The sequence below is a fragment of the Dyadobacter psychrophilus genome, from assembly GCF_900167945.1.
Classification (GTDB): domain Bacteria; phylum Bacteroidota; class Bacteroidia; order Cytophagales; family Spirosomataceae; genus Dyadobacter; species Dyadobacter psychrophilus.
Genome location: NZ_FUZA01000002.1, coordinates 534,942 through 552,982, shown reverse-complemented (window position 1 = coordinate 552,982; position 18,041 = coordinate 534,942). Strand labels below are relative to the sequence as shown.

Sequence of the window (18,041 nt, the reverse complement as noted above, 5' to 3'; positions counted from 1 at the left end):
CTGACAGCTTGATTTGCAATGAGTCCCTGGATCGTCAACACATTAATCGTACTGGCCGCATTTGTTGGAATGGAATGCGTAGCCTGGCTTGCACATAAATACCTGATGCACGGTGCTTTATGGTTCTTACACCACGATCACCACCAGCGTGATGATGGTGATTTTTTTGAAAAAAACGACTACTTCTTCGCGATCTTCGCTACACCCGGGATCCTTTGCCTTTTGCTGGGGGTCAACCAGGGATTTAACTTTTTCTTTTGGATCGGATTGGGGATCACGCTTTACGGATTCACTTATTTTTTAGTGCATGACATTTTTATTCACCAGCGCTTCAAAATGTTCCGAAACACCGATTCTGTATACTTGAAAGCAATTCGCAGGGCCCATAAAATGCACCACAAGCATCTTGGGAAGCATCAGGGAGAATGTTTTGGCATGCTTTGGGTGCCATTGAGATATTTCAGAGAAGCTAAAAACGCAGCGGTCAAATGAATTTCCTCTATCTGCTCGTTGATTTGGGCGCTATCGCCGTTCCGCTGTTATTTTCCTTTCATCCTAAAATTCAGCTTTACAAAAGGTGGCACCTGCTTTGGCCTTCTATCTTGCTTTCATTGGTGCCATTTGTAATCTGGGATAGCTATTTTACCAAAATCGGCGTGTGGGGTTTTACTCCGAAATATTTGGTGGGCACATACTTATTTGGCCTTCCTATTGAAGAAATCCTCTTCTTCATTTGCATTCCCTACGCTTGTCTTTTCACTTATTATTGCTTCCGTATTTATTTCAAGACAGATTATCGTTTAAAAAACGAAAACCTGATCACAGCCATTTTCCTATGCTTCACTGCTGTGATGGGCGTAACATATTACGACCGTTATTACACATCATGGACTGCGGTAGGATTGGTCGCTTTCCTGCTATTTTTAAGATTTATCGTGAAAGCCAGGTGGCTGAGTCTTTTTTACTTCTCCCACATGTTTTTATTGGTCCCGTTTTTCATCGTTAATGGAATTCTAACCGGATCGGGGCTTGATGAGCCTGTTGTGTGGTATAACAATGCCGAAAACATTGGCGTAAGGATCTTTACAATTCCGTTCGAAGATATTTTTTACGGCATGTTAATGCTGCTGCTGAACACGTTTTTGTTTGAATATCTGCTGTCAAAATATCCGGTTCCTGAGAATAAAGACCTAGAAACGGTCTCCGTGGGTCAGTGAAACAAGCTTGTTTGTAAGGGCCGGAAATTTATCCAAAGTCCTCAATGCCAGATCAGTTGTGATTCTTTTCCCAAACAATCCCTGCAAATAATAACCCGCAGTTATCCTTCGGCCGAAGGCGTTGTCCCAGGCTTTTTTATAACGTGCCGCGACCGCTTCTTTTGTCTGTTTTTTCTGAAAATACCCGATTAATTCACCCGCAAGAATCTTGGATGCGCGCATGCCCATGCTCATGCCGTTCCCACAGAGCGGAGTGATAGACCCAGCTGCATCACCGAGCAGGAAAACGCCTTCGGTTTGCGTCTGCTTTTTGGAAAAATGCACATTGCTGATGACCAGCGGCTTAGGGTTAACAAATTCCGCACGGGTGAAATAATGTTTCAAAAAAGGATTCCTGTGAAGCACATTTGCCTCCATGGCCTGAATGTCCTTGCCATTTTCCAGCAAATTCCGGGACGTGGTCAGGTAACACAGGCAATGCCAATCCTGGTCCACCTTTGAAACGCCACAATAGCCGTCTTTGAAGTTGTGCAGCTCGATGCGATTGGGCGCAAGATCCGTTTTAATGTGATATTTTACACCGATGTAGTTGGTGTTTTCACTGCCATCACCGGGCGTTTCATGCGGCACTCCATGAGGCATTCCATGCGGCATTCCATGAGGCAAAAATTGAGGCGTGTATTTTCCGTAACTGCCGCACAGGATGTTTACATGGAAATTTCCGAGCGCTGATTTTACCTCAAAACCATCACGATCATTGTTTTGCAGTCCGTTAACCCGGCAATGTTCCAGAATATGAACGCCTTTTGCGGAAGCAATTTGTGACAGCGCGTGATCAAGGCTAAACCTGCTAATCCCAAACCCTCCCATTTGCAGGCTGTGTTCGAGCAAAAAACCTTTTTCTGAGCTAATTCCGAGCTTATTAATGATGGGCAAACAGAGCGATTCGAGATCCAAACCAAGACTTTTAATAAAATCCCAGCTTTCCATGGAAATGTATTCGCCACAGACTTTATGAAAAGGAAATTGATTTTTCTCAAACAAAATAACTGAAATACCGCGATCCGCAAGCTGAATAGCCAGGCAAAGGCCTGCTAACCCACCGCCAATGATGCCACAATCGTACGTTTTAGCCTGCGTTTCCATACACTATCACTTCATGCCTGAACGCCCATTTATTTCGAACCGAATATTTAACCGCTCCCGCTTTTTGCAAAATCGCTAACCACTCCACTTTCTTGAAACCCCTTAAAACAGACAATGGCGCATCGTTTTTGACCAGGTAGGACTTTGAAAACAACTGCGTGAGCCATTTAATGGAGTAGTAAGCCAAAGAATTCCGTTCCAGATCATTGATCACCAAAACCGACTTGTTATGCAGAGCAAACCTAACAAGCTCAACAAGTTGATCTTCCGCTAAATGATGGCAAAACAGGCATGCATGAATGACGTCGACCTGCTGCAAATGATTGAAAATGTGCCGGTAATCATCGCAAATGAGCTTCACCGATGCAGTTCCCAGGTTTTTTTCCGCATAAGCAATACAAACCGGCTTAATATCCACACCATATAAGTCGAGCTGATAGCCAGCATTTCTGTTCCATTGATCAATGCGTTTCAGCGTATCGCCGCCGCCGCAGCCGATGTCTACCAGAATGTATGGCTTTCCGGGCTTTATGACTTTTTTTAAAGCATCAAAAGAAATTTTATAACCGCCAAGCCAGTGATTAATGAAGTCAAGTTCTCTTAAATTTCGGAAAAGATCCAGGGGTGGAATCTCCTCTTGATCAAGCAGTTCCTTATCCTGGCTGCGAAATCTAAACATAGCGCAACTGCATTGTTTCAATGCTTAATCCCGGACCGAACGCAGCAGTAAAAATACGGTTTCCAGCATTCTCCGGTTTCGCTTTTTCCAGGACTTCCTTTAACACAAACAAAACGGTCGGGGACGACATGTTTCCATAATTTTTCAGCACATTATAGGTAGGCGCCAAATGACATTTGTCCAGTTCCAATGCGCTTGCAAAATCATCCACAATGCGTTTTCCGCCAGGATGCACCGCCCAATGTTTAAAACTTTCCGCCGCCAGCCCGATTTTTGCCATCATGGGTTTGATATTTTTCCGTATCAGATCCGGAACGTAGGAGGACAAATTCATAATAAAGCCTGTTTCTGACAACTGCCAGGCCATATCGGAATATCCATTATGCAGTATGAGCGAATTGAATGTATCAATTTGAACAGCATGAATATAATGCTTGTCAGGTTCAGCAGTTACCAAAACCGCTGCAGATCCATCTCCAAAAATCAGGTTTGAAAGCAGATAATCATCATTATACCGCTTCTGAAAATGGATGGTGCAAAGTTCTGTACAAACGATCAAAACTTTTGCGCCAGGTTGGCTTTTGCAGATCGCGTCCGCATTTTTCAGCGCAATGATAGCTGCATTACATCCCATAAAATTGACGCTGCTACGCTGTATGGCTGGATTAAGGTCCAATTCACGCATGAGCTCAACATCCAGGCCAGGTGCAAAAAGACCTGTGCAAGTGACGGTTATTAGATGGGTTAATGTGCTCTTTATTTGTTCAAAACCCTTAATTTTCTCTATCGCACTTTTAGAAAGTTTCGTAGCATGCCGCTGGTAAATTTGCATGCGTTCGGTCAGCGTCGGCTCGGGGAGCAATGTGGCCGTTTTGTTGAAGAATTCGTAGTCCTCTGGCGACTTATCAAAGTCTGAAATCACGGAATAACGGTTCTCAATGCCCGTCTTTCCTGCTACTATTTTAATCTTTCTCTTATTGGTCAGATCATCCGTCGATTTCAGGTAAAATGAAGTCAACGCTTCTTGCGAATAACAATGTTCGGGTACTGCTGTCTCAATAGCGGATATATAACTCAATGGAATTCTGTTAATTACAATTAAAACTATGAAACAACTGTTCATGCAAATGGCCGCAATCCAGTTCATCCGCATTGTATTTCTGAAATTTGCTTCGCCCCTATCCTTCCAGACCAGGTAAAACCAATAACCGAAATAGACGACGATCGGCAGGAAGAATACCTGGATAATGTAAAAAACCATTCCAAGGTCCTTCGATGTAAAATACAAATAATAAAATACATTGCACAGCAAAAACATCAGCGCAGTGAACAGAAACGTGCCTATGTAACCGAGCTTATAACTCAACGTCACAACGCCGTCTTTCAGATCCTGCTTATGCTGGTAAACCTGCGTCAACGGATAGGCACCGGCAATCTGAAAGGAACAGCCCAAAAGCACATAAATGTGCGCTTCATTCAGCACAAACGCACTTCCGGAAACGCCCGCAATGGACATATAATAAGTAAAGGCCCCCTGAAAAATCACGACGGTCAGGAAGCCGATGATCGGATATTTCTTTAACCGGACCTGTCGCGAACTGTACGCACGTGATGCAGCAATGTAAAGCACCAGACACCCTGCGAACATTGTATTTACGAACAACAGCGCCAAAACGATCGCGGTAAAATCCAGAAATATTGTGAGATAAAACAGGCTTTTCGTTGGCATAGGTGGTTTTTCCAACCCGCCAATGCTGTCCTCATCCTTGTCCACATAACTATTGTAACCATTGCTGGCTGGATAAATCAGCAAATGAATGATCAAAAACGCGAAAAGCGCCTGATGATGTATAACCGTTTGTGCCTGGCTGTATGCAAACAGGAACAGGGGCAATAGAAAAAAGGAAAAGGGGATCCTGAGAAGTTTGATTGTATTGCCATCGATGCTCATGGCTCAATTTAAGAAGAAAATCGATGTACGAAAGTGTAAGTTTGATGCGATCATTTGGGTTATTTATAAATATCCTTTAAGTCCTTTTCAAACAACGTGTAAGGATCATTATAAAACTTCACAAAATCCGCAGCGCTGACCTGCTCAGGGAAGGGCGCGTAAAAATGCGTCGGACTTTTGCTGTCATTTCTCCAAACGAGCACGTAGGCGAGCTGCAATTTTTCCGCTTTCAATGTTTTCAGCAATGTTTCTGTCCACCAGGTGGGGTTAGGGATGCTTTCCAGGCCCGTTTCTGTAAATGCAGCCAACTTATCCGCCTTTTTGCCATAGTCTGATATGATTTTGAGTTTCTTCAAACCGGCTTCCAGATTATATTTTCCGTCGCGCCCAAAGTCCCCGTAATTGTCCATCCCAACCATATCCACCCACTCATTGCCGGGATATCTTTCCAGGAATTCGGCCTCCGTAGTAAATTTATTATCTGGGGAAAACGCATAAATAAAGTTGTGGACATTCAGGCTATCACGCAGATACGAAACGGTGAACCGCCAAACGTCGATAAAATCCTGCCGCGATGTGTGTCCTTTTCCCCACCAAAACCAATCACCGTCAAACTCATGATAAGGCCTGAAAATCATGGGTGCCAATGTACCATCCTTACCTTTCACCGAGTTGGCAAAATCCGCCAGCGTTTTCAGTATTTGCTTATATTTTTCATGATGCGAGCCGCCCGGCTTAATCAGTGCCATGGAAGCTTTTGAAACAGAATCATTCCAATAAAATCCCCCACCCGAAGCTGGGTTGGAAAAATGCCAGGCCACCGTCGTTACCCCGCCCCGATCGTAAGTCGCGACCACATTCTTTCGCAGAGCCTCTTTTGTCTTTGCAATGACATCATCCGGGCGTTCAGACAATCCGCTGAAATCGATGCCTATCACCGCCGGATGTGAGCCTGTTACCGTTTTCACATCCGAGCGTTCCTCATCCCCTGACCAGCCATGCCCGTATTCCGTCGCATGCTGATGCCCGAACAAAATATTGGTTTCGGACAGCTTAGCCAGGTTTCGATAAAGCGCCTGTGTTTCCTTTGTTGCTTTCGTATCAATCTGAGCAAATGACAACTGCCTGTGACACAGCAACAATGCGGTAAAAAGAAGAAATTTTCTCATGAGCTGGGAAGTGAGGTTGCTATCAAGATAAAAAACTCCGGAAATACATTACTTAAAAGAACCGTTTACTCAAAGTCTACGCATAAACTGAATTATATACAAAATATTGGTTTGTATATTGAATATAATTCTGAATTATTATACCTTCACAGAATTATGAACGGAACGGAAATTATTCTCGATAAAACAGATCTTGGCATCCTCCGCCTCATGCAGGGCAATGCCCGTATCACCAATGCGGATATTGCACGTGAGCTTGAAATGGCTCCATCTGCGGTGCTTGAAAGGGTCAAGAAGCTGGAACAGAAGCAAGTAATATTGCAATATACGGCCAGGATTAATCCGGTGGCTGTAAATCAAAAACTGCTGGCATTTATTTCCATGAAATCCTCTGAAGGAATGGGCTCCAATAATACGGCGAAGGAGCTTGCGAAGATCCCGGAAGTGCAGGAAGTCCATCACATTGCAGGTGAAGATTGCTATCTGGTGAAAGTGAGGACAGCGGATTCCGCGTCATTGATGAATTTAATGCGTAACACTTTCAGTCATATCCCCAATATACTTTCCACCAGGACAACCATTGTTTTGGAGACAGTTAAAGAAGAACAACAATTAGTCATACCTGAAAAATAAAAGATCATGCAAGCACAAAGTAAAGCACCGTCCACCCTGTTGGTTGTATTGGCTTTTGCCACCGTTTACATTGTATGGGGATCCACCTATTTCTTTATTCAACGTGCGCTGGAAGGGTTTCCGCCCTTTTTCTTAGGTGCTTTTCGCTTCATCACGGCAGGGGTGATTATGCTGATATGGAGTCTTTTCCAGGGAGAAAATGTCTTTTCCGCGAAAGCAATCAAGCCGGCGATCATTACCGGGCTTTTACTGTTATTCGTCGGAAACGGCATTGTAATCTGGGTTGAACAATTCCTGCCTAGTGCAATGGTTGCGATCATGATTTCTTCATCTCCCCTTTGGTTTATTTTATTGGATAAGCCAAAATGGTCGGAAAACCTGAGCAACAAATCTACAATTGTTGGTCTGCTGATCGGGTTCGCAGGTGTTGTGCTTTTGTTCAGTGAAAAAATAATGGTTTCCATGTCTTCCTTAAACAGCTCCCGCGACCTGTTTGCCATGGCGCTTGTGGTTTTTGGCTCTATGGCTTGGGCAGGCGGTTCTTTGTATTCCAAATATAAATCCGGTACGAACTCAGCGACTGTCAACTCAACCTGGCAAATGCTCGCAGCGGGCATTGCCTTTCTTCCCGGAAGCATTATTTCCGGCGAGCTTACCAGCATTGATCTCGCAGCGATTCCATTGGATGCCTGGCTTGCAACGACTTATCTTATCATTTTCGGGTCAATAGCCGGTTTTGGTGCTTACGTGTGGCTTTTAAAGGTGCAGCCGGCCACCAAGGTTAGCACTTATGCATATGTAAATCCCGTTGTCGCAGTTCTGTTAGGCATATTTTTCGCCAAGGAATCTATTTCCATACTGCAAATAGTAGGACTCGTAATCATCCTGGGGAGTGTTCTTTTAATCAACCTGCACAAATATCGCAAACCGAAAGAAGTTGTTTCCGCTTATTAGATCGGTTTTCGTTCCATGCCTCCGGCATTTGGGACCACCTTAGCCGGGCGATTTCGCTACCGATATGTTATGCCTCTGGCATTCGGCTTCCTACATGAGCTGGACAATTTTGCTACCGATATTTATGCCTCCGGCCTCCGGCACTTTGCGAGGGCATAGAAAAGTGCCGGAGGCACGAAATATCGGTAGCAAGATAAATTTAGAGGAATCACAAAATCCCGTAGGGATGTAACTGCATCCGACAGCCCAATTAACAAAAGCTTGCATCGGTGATCTGCTCGACCTCCGAAATGTCCGTGTTTCCTCTGATCATGTTATAAATTTGCTCGAAATCAATGAGCTGTGATGCTTCAAAAGCAATTACCCCGACGAACTCCCGGCCCTTGCTGATGAAATTAAGGTGTTTGATCTTCGCACCTTTGACCGATTCTACGATAGACGTGATCTTGTGGAGACTTACAGCGTTTCTGTAAATGATTCTCAGAAAAAAGATTTTGCTCATGTTGATGTTTAAGCTTGCACGGTCAATGCGTTAGTTCAAAATGGAAGCGTGACTGATTTTTTTGTGTAACACGATCGGAATTGTAAATGCCAGCAATGGCCTGAACAATGTGATCGATCTCGTCAAATGTGTTGAACTTGCTGAATGAAAAACGGACATTTTCTTTGTCCTTTTGACAGGGAAGTGCGGTGATCACATGCGAACTGCCCTGGCTCGAACAGGCACTTCCGCCCGAAACCGCAATCCCCAGATTATCAAGGCTTTTAACCAGACTTCCGACAGCCAGGCAAGGAAACGAAACATTGAGAATGTTTACCAGACTATTTTCGAGCGAATGACTTTCACCATTATAGCAAATGCTATGCACGCCGCTGATCGCCAGTTTGGAAACCATATATTGCTTCAATTTCGAAATCTTACTATGGTTTGCATCCAGGTCGCGGTAAGCCACTTCCAGCGCTTTTGCTAATCCTACAATGCCAGTCACATTCTCAGTACCGCCCCGCTGGCCCTTTTCCTGGCCACCGCCGAATATTTGTGCTTCAATGCGGTGCTTTTTGTTGATGTAGATGAAACCTGTGCCCTTAGGCCCATGAAATTTGTGCGCGGAACCCACCAGAAAATCGATTGGCGTTTGGCTCAGGTCGAACCATTGCTTACCGATGGTCTGTGTGGTGTCCGTGAAAAAAATAGAATTATAACGTTGAGCAAGTTTACTGATCGCCTGGATATCTGTAAGATTTCCAATTTCATTATTGCCATGCATCAGGCTGATCAAAGTCCTTGGATTGGCTCTTAGAAGATTTTCAAGATGGTAAAGGTCAACATTGCCGCGCTCGTCCAGCTTCACAAAGCTGGTTTCAATATCGCCTGACTTTTCGTGCTGCAAAATAGTCTGCAATACAGCCTTATGCTCAATTTTGCTCGTCACAACATGGTTTATATCATAAGCCCGGATCACTCCCGAAATCGCCAGGTTGATCGCCTCGGTTGCGCCGGAAGTGAAATAAATCTCATCCGGAGATGCATTTAAAACCTTTGCAACGGTTTTGCGCGCACCATCAATCGCATCCTTCACCTTTCTTCCGGCCCAATGGGTTGAGGAAGGGTTACCGAAGCTTGCGGTAAAAAATGGGAGGATAGCTTCAATCACTTCCGGATCCAGTGCAGTTGTGGCGGCATTATCGCAGTAAATTTCCATTTTGATCTAAGTTTATTTGACTATTTCAGTTTGTCGATTCCGAAATGCCGCACGCTCCCAAGTAACTATTAACGCTTTCGCCAGTTGCGAAATCGACATAGACATTCATGGATAAGCTTGTGGCTTTCCTGTTAATTCACCATTACTCTGTTTACTCCGGTGGTTGGATTCTCAGATTTATCATTAGAATTAGGTTGGGGCACCTTAAAAAGTCATAGGTTGCCAGAAGATCATAGAGCCTAACCTCTCCCTTCCTTCTTTATAAATCTACTAATTCGATAGACAAAGATTGAATAAAGATTTTAAGAATGCAAGAAAGGGCTGGTAAAAAATATTTGGGAGGGAAAAAAATGCAAAAAAAAGGCCCCGAAGGGCTTTTTTAATTTGTATCAGATTACTTCGTCTCAGGATAGCCCTTTTGGAGGAGCATAGACATTTCGCTTACTGTGATAATGTAGGTAGCTTCTTTGGCCAGATTCGTGAATTCGTTTGGGTCTTTCTGGTGGTCGTAAAGCTCTACGCCAGCTTTTCCCCCGTCCCATTCGGTGTAGCGGAAGCGTTCTGTTCGCACACTGCGCCCAAAAATCTGGTTGCGGCGCACTTGCGTGTAAGCGGCTTTATCCCAGATAGCATCCGGGTTTTTAAGTAATGTTGTAAGGCTTTTGCCACCTAATTTTTGTGTAGGAGTCAATCCGCATAGCTCAGCCAATGTCGGGTAAATGTCCAGCAACTCTACGGTCCTGCCGGAGGACTGGCCTTTTGTACCGCCCGGAACTGAAACGATCAATGGAACGCGTGCTGAGTTTTCAAACAAACTTTGCTTCATCCATTGCCCGTGCTGCCCAACATTATATCCATGGTCACTCCACAAAACGATGACTGTTTTATCGGTCAATTTCAGTCTGTCGAGTTCGTCCAGCACGCGTCCTACTTGTGCATCCATGAATGTGATGGTCGCGTAATAAGCTCTTAATGCTTCTTTTCTTTCCGCAACCGATAATCCCCAATGCGATGGTTTTGTGAAAATTGCAGCCTCAGGAATGTCGTCCAGGTCATTTTCAACTTCCTTAGGTAGCGGAATTGTGGCCAGCGGATATTGGTCAAAATACTTTTTCGGAGCTACATAAGGCGAGTGCGGACGATAAAACCCTACGGCCAGAAAGAACGGCTCATTTTTCTTTTCCTTTAACAATTTGATTGCCTCGCTTGCCACCATGCCGTCGGTTTGCTCCCCGTCTGTTCCCTCACTGGCATGCCAGGCCAGTGCGCTGCCCAGACCTCGATCCGGCGTCAGATTTTTAACGAGTGATTCTTCTGTCTTGTCGCGGCCTTTCGGATTTACCTTATTGTCCCACGAAATCGGGTCATCGAGTCCGTCGGTCCCGATCTGGCCCGGAACGCCGTAATGATAAATTTTACCCACGCGGGCGCTGTAATATTTGTTGTTTTTAAACAACTGAGGCAATGTAACCACATCCGGCAAAATCTTGCGAAAGTGTGTTTGCAGCTCGTAGATTTTGGTGACGTCAGGCCTTTGCCCGGTCAGCAGGGATGAGCGGCTCGGGCTGCAAAGCGGGAATTGCGTATAAGCCCTGTCAAACTTCACGCCCCGTTTGGCAAGGCGATCGATATTGGGCGTTTTTACATATTTATTACCATAGCACCCCAAATCCGTATTGAGGTCATCAACTGCAATGAAAAGCACATTCAACTTCTTTTTAGCATTGCCGTTTTCCTCCCCCGCAGCATAACCTTTATGGACATGAAACCCGGAAATTGAGCAAAACAGAAATGCGGAAAATAAGTATCGTTGTATCATCATCAGTTGAGAGATTTATTCTTTGCCTTCCTTCACGGTCGGGGCGTCTTTTGTATTGATAGCAGGCAATGATTTTGCCAGTTTGATTTTTTCGGACAAATATTTTTCGTCTTTGGCCACGTTTTTGAATTCCTGTGGATCATTTTCGTGGTCATACAATTCCTCAGAACCATCATTGTAACGTATGTAACGCCACTTTTCAGAGCGTACCGCATGGTTTCCAAAACCATGGGTTGTGACCGAAGGATGTTCCCAAGTAGCCGAAGGATTTTTTAAAAGTGGTACAATGCTGTTTCCTTCCAGCTCCTTTTTGGCGGGCAAATTACACAATTCCGCCAGAGTTGGGTAAATATCCAGCAGATTCACAGTCCTTTCAGAAACCGAATTCTCTTTCGAAAGACCGGGTGCATACACAAGAAACGGAACGCGTGAAGCTTCTTCCCAAAGCGCAAACTTACGCCAATGTTCCTTTTCGCCCAGATGCCAGCCATGATCACCAAAGAAAACAATGATCGTATTTTTGGCATATTCGCTATTTTCCAAAGCATCCAGCAACCGTCCGATCTGGACATCGGCAAAAGTAATGCTCGCCAGATAACCCTGTACAGCTTTCTCCCACTGCTTGTTATCGACGATGAACTTATGGTCGCCCTTCGGTTTGGCAATCTTCACACCTGCGTCTGGCACGTCGGAGAGATCATTCGCAACCACTTTTGGCAGCTTAATGGATGATAGCGGATACAGATCATAATATTTCTGAGGCACATACCACGGTAAATGCGGGCGCGTCAAGCCGATCGCCAGGAAAAAAGGCTTATCGTGTTTTTGATTAAAATATTCAATGCCCTGATTGACCACTTTGAAGTCACCCATATCTTCATCCTTCACATCCACCGGGCTCCAATCGAAATGTGCAAAACCATTGACGGGCGCTTTCGGCGGCTCTGGTGATTTGGGCACATCGAAATATACAGGCCACGAAGCGTCATCATTAAAAGCATTGTGAAAGATCTTCCCAGCTCCCTTAACATCATAACCATTGGCAGTAAAATACTGCGGCAATGTAACGGCATCTTTCAAAACCGGGCGCCAGGGCTGGTTGTTATGGTAAACTCCCGAAGTGGAAGGACGCACGCCCGTCAACAAGCTCGCCCGCGATGGATTACAAGCCGGCGCAGCACAGTAAGCCCGTTTGAAAACCACGCCTTTCCTAGCAAGCTTATCTATATTAGGCGTCTTAATCCCCTCGTAACCGCCAAACGGACCCACCCAATCGTTCATATCGTCCACCGCGACGAAGAGGACATTGTATTTGGGTTTGGTTTGGGCAAAAGCGTTATCAAACAGCGCCGAAACAAGCGCTAACCCAGTGAAAAATGTGTATTTGATTTTCATAAATATCTGACGAATGTTTTTATCAATCCCCTTTCTCCGCAAATGTTGGGTCCGGCTCCAAGCTAGGCAACACAACCTTCGCAACGCCCGGGTCACCGAATTTCCAGGCTGGAAGTTTCGCAAGTTCAGCCTGGAATATCTTCCGCGCACGTTCACCTTCCGTATCTGATTTTCCTTCCCCGATCGGGCTTTTTTCTTCAATGTCCTTTTTCAGATCGTAGAATCTCCCGTCCGAATAAAGCTTATAGTGATGATTTCGGAAGAAGCGTGCGGAATTTTTGTTGGCACCTTCGCTGTGGATCGGCTGATAATGTGAAAAAATCCATTCTCTTTCCTTAAACGGCTTTTTGGTGAGCAAAGGCAGGATACTAACTCCGCCATTCGCATCCCAGCTTTTGGGGATTTCATGCTGGATCGCTTCTGCTATCGTTGGCATAACATCTGTAAAATCGAACAAATGATTGAGCTCGTGCTGGCTGTATTTGAATTTAGCCCAGTTTACAATCAGCGGAACATGATGTCCTCTGTCTAATGTAAGCCCTTTACCGCCAGGCAGTTTGCTCCCATCTCGTAGCGGTGTCACAATAGCCCTTCCCGTGCCGTTATCGCCTGTAAAAATGATGATCGTGTTGTCATAAATGTTCAGGTCTTTTAATTTCTGAATGATTTTTCCAACATTTTTATCACTGTAAGACACCATATCACGGAAATTGAGCGTGTCTTTTTTATGGCGTCCGGCCACGTCGCTTTTCCAGCTTTTGCTGTCGGGAGTTGGCAGGAACGGATCATGCACCAATGCCATCGGGTAATAAGCCAGGAACTTCTTATCCTTATTTTTTTCGCTAAAATCGAGCATATAATTCACAAAAATATCCGGCCCATAGTCATCATCGGTTGTTTTGAGGATTTCTCCGTCCTTATCGATCAGTGCTTTTGCGTAGCGCTCTCCTTCTCGCCTTGGCTTGCTCAGCTGCCACAAACAATATTGATCAAAGCCAAAATGTTTCGGCAATTTCTGGTTCGCGCCAAGCTGCCATTTACCAGCTATCGCCGTTGTATAACCCGCTTCTTTTGCCAGATGCGCAAATGTTTTCTGATCCTGGTTCAGGTGACCAAACTGTGAATAATTCTTGTAATTATACTTGCCGGTCATGATCTGCACACGAGATGGCGTGCAGAGCGGTTGCGAAAATGCGTAATTGAATTTCAATCCTTCTTTTGCCAGCTGATCGATGTTCGGAGTCTTGTAAGTGCTTCCATAAGCGCCGATACACTCTTTTCCCATATCATCCGCCATGATGAGGATAATGTTAGGTGTATTTTTTTGGGCAAAAACATTCGGAATGAACGCCAGGGCCATTAGCAAAAGCACGAAGTAACGGCTGGTTTTATTTGTTTTCAGATTCATTTTTCAGTTGAAATTATTTACCGGAAACGGCTTGTTTTTTTGCTTTGTCATAATCGTAAAACCATTTGAATGTCTTGTCATATTCCTCTGCTCCTACCCGCTTGTACCATTCTTCATATTGAACAACGAGCTTTTTAGCGATTTCCGGCTGCTTGTCAAACAGGTCATTCAGCTCCGTTCTATCCTTTTCGACATCATATAATTGCCATTTTTCGGTCTTTTCGGCTACAAGCTTCCATTTCCCGTCGCGTATGGCGCGGTTGCCTTCGTGCTCCCAGAAAATCGGGCTTTTACGATTGATTGATTTTCCCCCGAATGCAGGTTTCAAACTCGTTCCTTCCAATGGCTGGATCGCCTGTCCTGCAAAAGTTGTCGGATATTTTGCGCCGCCGAGGTCCACGAGCGTTGCCATAATGTCGATAATGTGCGCAGGTTGTTTTTCAAATTTGCCATTTCGGGATGCAAGAATGCCATTTGGCCACGAAATGATGCCCGGAGAAGAAATTCCTCCTTCATGCGTGTGATGTTTATATGCCCAGAACGGCGTGCAAGCCGCTTCCGCCCAGCCCTGACCCAGAAACACGGTCGATTGCGCGTTGCCTGGCTTATCGCCTTCGTATCTTCCTTCCATGCCCGGCTCGGCGTTCCCACCATTATCAGAAACGAAAAGAATCACCGTATCATCAAAAACACCTCTTTTTTTCAAACCTTCAACCAGGTCGCCAATGCTTTTGTCCAAACGGTAAATAACGGCGGCATAAATAGCCATCATATCATCATATCGCTTTTTCTCCTGCTCGCTCAGGCTTTCCCATTTCGGGATATTCGGATTAGCCGGCGGCAATTTCCAGGAAGGATCGATCAATCCAAGTTTGAGCTGTTTGGCATAGCGTTGCTCCCTTATTTTTTCCCAGCCCTGGAGATATTTTCCCCTGAATTTCGCAATGTCTTCTTCCGGCGCTTGCAATGGGAAATGAGGCGCATTGTGAGCAAGGTAAAGCATAAATGGCTTCTTTTCGGCTGCCGCTTCATCAATAAAACGCAGGCCAAAATCCGTCCACAAATCCGTTGAGTACCAGTTCTTCGGCAGCTTATCCGAGTCGTTTTCCAGCGCTTCGCCGTTCAAAAAAACTTTTGCGTTTTTGCCGTCACCATAATAAAAGCCGCCCGCAGGTGCATTCAGCGACCGGTCAAAACCCCGCTTCCACGGAACTGTTCCGGCTGCCTGGCCCACATGCCATTTGCCTGTCATCGCCGTAAAGTAACCCGCCGTCTTCATCACTTCTGCGATGGTCACGCTGGTCTCATTCAAATGTCCGCGGTAAGCTGGATGATCTGCGCCTTTGTCATCCATCATGTGCCCAATGCCTGCCTGATGACTGTAAACGCCGGTTAGCAATGCCGCGCGCGTCGGGCAGCAGCGGGCCGTGTTGTAGAAATTGGTCAGCCTTACTCCGTTCTGTGCCAGTTTATCCAGGTTTGGAGTAGGAATTTCACTTCCATAACAACCCAGATCAGCATAACCCAGGTCATCAGCGAGGATGACGATGACATTTGGTTTTTTCTGGGCGAAGGAAATGTGGGTGGCGAGAAGCGCAACGAACAATAACTTTATTTTCATAAACATTTAATTATATGTGATCGTAACCTTTTTCAATTTGCCTGTAAACGTGAATGGTGCATTGTACAGATCCGAAACTGCGTATTTCTGATCCCTTCCTACATCTGTCCCGTCCAGATTGCGTGGCCCCTGAATGGGAGCTTGCGTGGCTGTGAAACTCCTTTCGCCTATTTTTTCATCATTCAAATAAACCGTTTCCTTCCCTACTGACTTTCCTGCCTCGGCTGGCCCGGAATGTTCGTACACGAGCTTGAAATTCACTTTTCCTTTTGGAATAACACTGGATGAACTCGCATTGAAAACGTCCTTTGGCGTCTTATGTGCGTAGTGGAATTTCCCGTCCTTCAAAAACAAACTGATCCCACTTTTATCACCGCCTACTGCAAACAAAACGCCCTCTTCTTTGCCGGTAATAATCTCTGCCTCAGCATTAACCGTAAAAGAACGACCGTCATAAAGCGGGCTGCTCACACCAACCAGATTATCCACACCGGGAAACAATGTTACCACCGGCATTTTGCCGAAAACCGTCCTTCCGGCAGGCATATCATGCGCTGAAAAATCCTTGATCGGATAGACATTGTATTTTTTTGCTTCCTGATCAAAAACGCCTTGCAATTCTTTGAGCTTGTCGGGAAATTTCGCTGCAAGGTTTACATTCTCGTTAAAATCCTCATTCAGGTTATAAAGCTCCCAAACCTCTTTGCTGAAATCCACCTTCTTACCGCTCGGATCAGCAGCATTGCCAATATTGATGCCCTCTTTCGACTCGTGTAAAACCCCCGCTTTCCAGCCATCCTTGTAAATGGAGCGGCTTCCGGCAATTTCATAATACTGGATCGTGTGCTTGGATGGTGCTTTTGCATTGTCTACAGTGTAAGCCAGACTCGTCCCCTCGAATGGTTCCTGTTTGTATCCATTGATGATCTTAGGCGATTCTCCCTTCACAATTTCAAGTGTAGTAGGCAGTATATCAATCACATGACCGTACTGGTGCCGGATTCCGCCTTTGTCCTTAATGCCTTTTGGATAATACAACACCATCGGATTACGCGTGCCGCCTTCTGTGTTGGCATCTGCTTTCCAGTAGCGGAAAGGCGTATTGGCGGCCGCTGCCCAGCCGATCGGATAATCTGTGCTGGACTCGTCCGTTCCGATGAGGTCGCTTGCATTCAGGATCGCATCAATGCGTTGCTCGCCTTGCAGGCGGTTGATCTGCGGGTTAATGGTGCCATGCTGTGTGCCGCCTTTACTTGCACCATTATCGCCAAGGATGACGGCGATAACCGTGTTATCCAACTGATCGATTTGTTCCAGATAATCAACAATTCTGCCGATTTCATAATCGGTGTAAGAATAAAAGGCCGCATACACTTCCATGAAATGAGCGTAGGCTTTTTTCTCTTTTTCTGTTAATGTTGCCCATTCCTTTACGCCTGGATTTCTTTCCGGCAGAATGGCATTTTGGGGAATAATTCCTAATTTTTTCTGTTTTTCGATCACCACTTCGCGGTAATTATCCCAGCCCAGATCGAATTTCCCCTTGTATTTATCAATCCATTCTTTCGAAACCTGATGCGGTGAATGCGTGGCGCCAGTAGCCAGATACAGGAAAAAAGGCTTTTCTGCATCGACAGATTTTTGATTAGCAATGTATTTGATCGCCTTATCGGCCAGCAGTTCATTCAAATGTTTTGTGTTGGGTTCAATGTCAATCTTGGTCACATCTTCCCAAAGCTCGGGATGCCATTGGTCTGTGGCGCCGGGCAAAAATCCGTAGTAATGGTCAAATCCCCTGCCGGTTGGCCAACGATTAAACGGGCCCGCCTGAGAATTTTCAGTGACCGGTGTCAGATGCCATTTTCCTAACGCAAATGTACTGTAACCATTTTCGCGAAGCACTTCTGCCGCCGTTGCTTTTTCGAAAGGAATGTAAGTGTCATAACCCGGGAAATCGATCGCGGCAGGTGTAAGCAGACCCACGTGCGTAGAATGGTGATTTCTTCCGGTCAATAATGCTGCTCTTGTTGGCGAGCAGATTGCCGTGGTGTGAAAATTGGTAAACCTTAAACCTTGATTCGCAAGCTTTTCAATGTTGGGTGTCTCTACCAGCCCGCCAAAAGCAGTTGTCGCACCGAAACCAGCATCGTCGATCAGGATCCAGACGACATTAGGGGCTCCTTTCGGGGCTTTTTTGTTATACTCAATTTTATAAGGTGTCGATTCCAGCAGCGTTTTGCCTTGCTTGCCATTCCACGGTTGCTGTGGACTATTTTGGGCAAGAGCCTGAGTGAAAGGCAAAAGGCCGGTTATAACCGACGCGGTAATTTTTAAAAATGTTTTCAT

15 protein-coding genes and 1 riboswitch are annotated in these 18,041 nt (G+C 45.4%); of the genes, 4 read left to right on the top strand and 11 right to left on the bottom strand.

Features of this window, described 5'->3' with window-relative positions; genetic code table 11:
• Positions 1 to 18: 18 nt before the first annotated feature.
• Positions 19 to 492: a sterol desaturase family protein gene (locus B5X68_RS09395; RefSeq protein ID WP_082214434.1), complete on the top strand. Its 474-nt coding sequence runs from the start codon at positions 19 to 21 to the stop codon at positions 490 to 492.
• Positions 489 to 1,217 (top strand): lycopene cyclase domain-containing protein, encoded by a 729-nt coding sequence (locus B5X68_RS09390; RefSeq protein ID WP_082214433.1) that lies wholly within the window; start codon positions 489 to 491, stop codon positions 1,215 to 1,217. The genes B5X68_RS09395 and B5X68_RS09390 overlap by 4 nt, the downstream gene beginning before the upstream one ends.
• On the opposite strand, the gene B5X68_RS09385 is transcribed toward B5X68_RS09390, so the two are convergent.
• The 4 genes from B5X68_RS09385 to B5X68_RS09370 are packed head-to-tail and all read right to left on the bottom strand — an operon-like array spanning position 1,191 to position 6,162.
• A complete protein-coding gene (locus B5X68_RS09385; RefSeq protein ID WP_082214432.1) occupies positions 1,191 to 2,363 on the bottom strand; it encodes an NAD(P)/FAD-dependent oxidoreductase in 1,173 nt (390 codons plus the stop codon). The genes B5X68_RS09390 and B5X68_RS09385 overlap by 27 nt on opposite strands.
• On the bottom strand, positions 2,347 to 3,042 hold the full coding sequence (locus B5X68_RS09380) for a methyltransferase domain-containing protein (RefSeq protein ID WP_082214431.1): 696 nt from the start codon (positions 3,040 to 3,042) through the stop codon (positions 2,347 to 2,349). Before B5X68_RS09380 ends, B5X68_RS09385 begins: the two co-directional genes overlap by 17 nt.
• Positions 3,035 to 4,993: a UbiA family prenyltransferase gene (locus B5X68_RS09375; RefSeq protein WP_082214430.1), complete on the bottom strand. Its 1,959-nt coding sequence runs from the start codon at positions 4,991 to 4,993 to the stop codon at positions 3,035 to 3,037. The genes B5X68_RS09380 and B5X68_RS09375 overlap by 8 nt, the downstream gene beginning before the upstream one ends.
• Before the next feature lie 59 nt (positions 4,994 to 5,052).
• Positions 5,053 to 6,162: a glycoside hydrolase family 26 protein gene (locus B5X68_RS09370; protein ID WP_082214429.1), complete on the bottom strand. Its 1,110-nt coding sequence runs from the start codon at positions 6,160 to 6,162 to the stop codon at positions 5,053 to 5,055.
• Between the two features lie 156 nt (positions 6,163 to 6,318).
• Between B5X68_RS09370 and B5X68_RS09365 the strand changes: the two genes are divergently transcribed.
• Both B5X68_RS09365 and B5X68_RS09360 read left to right on the top strand, forming a co-directional pair.
• Positions 6,319 to 6,795, top strand: a complete 477-nt coding sequence (locus B5X68_RS09365) for an Lrp/AsnC family transcriptional regulator (RefSeq protein ID WP_082215290.1) — start codon at positions 6,319 to 6,321, stop codon at positions 6,793 to 6,795.
• 6 nt (positions 6,796 to 6,801) lie between these two features.
• Positions 6,802 to 7,749: an EamA family transporter gene (locus B5X68_RS09360; protein WP_082214428.1), complete on the top strand. Its 948-nt coding sequence runs from the start codon at positions 6,802 to 6,804 to the stop codon at positions 7,747 to 7,749.
• A gap of 250 nt (positions 7,750 to 7,999) precedes the next feature.
• On the opposite strand, the gene B5X68_RS09355 is transcribed toward B5X68_RS09360, so the two are convergent.
• The 7 genes from B5X68_RS09355 to B5X68_RS09325 form a co-directional block, all read right to left on the bottom strand.
• On the bottom strand, positions 8,000 to 8,251 hold the full coding sequence (locus B5X68_RS09355) for a hypothetical protein (RefSeq protein WP_082214427.1): 252 nt from the start codon (positions 8,249 to 8,251) through the stop codon (positions 8,000 to 8,002).
• Between the two features lie 22 nt (positions 8,252 to 8,273).
• Positions 8,274 to 9,452 (bottom strand): cysteine desulfurase family protein, encoded by a 1,179-nt coding sequence (locus B5X68_RS09350; RefSeq protein WP_082214426.1) that lies wholly within the window; start codon positions 9,450 to 9,452, stop codon positions 8,274 to 8,276.
• 174 nt (positions 9,453 to 9,626) lie between these two features.
• A riboswitch (SAM riboswitch) is annotated at positions 9,627 to 9,720 on the bottom strand.
• A 126-nt stretch (positions 9,721 to 9,846) separates the two neighbouring features.
• Positions 9,847 to 11,274, bottom strand: coding sequence for a sulfatase (locus tag B5X68_RS09345; RefSeq protein WP_229208348.1), 1,428 nt, complete (start codon positions 11,272 to 11,274; stop codon positions 9,847 to 9,849).
• Positions 11,275 to 11,286: 12 nt separating this feature from the next.
• Complete coding sequence (locus tag B5X68_RS09340) at positions 11,287 to 12,666, bottom strand: sulfatase (protein ID WP_082214425.1); 1,380 nt, start codon at positions 12,664 to 12,666, stop codon at positions 11,287 to 11,289.
• A 22-nt stretch (positions 12,667 to 12,688) separates the two neighbouring features.
• Positions 12,689 to 14,074, bottom strand: coding sequence for a sulfatase family protein (locus B5X68_RS09335; RefSeq protein WP_082214424.1), 1,386 nt, complete (start codon positions 14,072 to 14,074; stop codon positions 12,689 to 12,691).
• A 13-nt stretch (positions 14,075 to 14,087) separates the two neighbouring features.
• Positions 14,088 to 15,695, bottom strand: coding sequence for an arylsulfatase (locus tag B5X68_RS09330; protein ID WP_229208347.1), 1,608 nt, complete (start codon positions 15,693 to 15,695; stop codon positions 14,088 to 14,090).
• A 6-nt stretch (positions 15,696 to 15,701) separates the two neighbouring features.
• Positions 15,702 to 18,041, bottom strand: coding sequence for an arylsulfatase (locus B5X68_RS09325; protein ID WP_082214422.1), 2,340 nt, complete (start codon positions 18,039 to 18,041; stop codon positions 15,702 to 15,704).